This window comes from Bradyrhizobium sp. Kon56, assembly GCF_055807635.1.
On record NZ_JBVVOU010000388.1, the window covers coordinates 1 to 278 of the forward strand.

Below are 278 nucleotides of genomic sequence, written 5' to 3' on the forward strand. Positions count from 1 at the left end.
GAACCGCGCATCATCCTGCAGCACCATGGCCGCCTGCTGACTGGCCTGGGTCAATCGCGAACTGATCAGCACCTGGCTTGCACCCAGCACCACGACAAGCCCGATGGCCAATGCCAGCAGCAACTCCACCAGACCGAAACCCCGCGCCGGGCGGATCATTGCGACGTCCCTCGCCCATTGGCAACTCGACTGGTCAGGGTGAAGGTCTCCCGGGCACCGGGGCTGCTCGCGCTCCTGGCATCCTCCCAACTGATGCTGATAGTGACCTCGTCACCGCT

Annotated in this window: 1 protein-coding gene; it reads right to left on the reverse strand. The window is 64.4% G+C overall.

The genetic code is table 11. The features are described from left to right. Positions 1-159: PilW family protein (locus AC0L3B_RS39405; protein ID WP_473383196.1), on the reverse strand; the 159-nt coding region annotated here is incomplete at its 3' end. Positions 160-278: the final 119 nt, after the last annotated feature.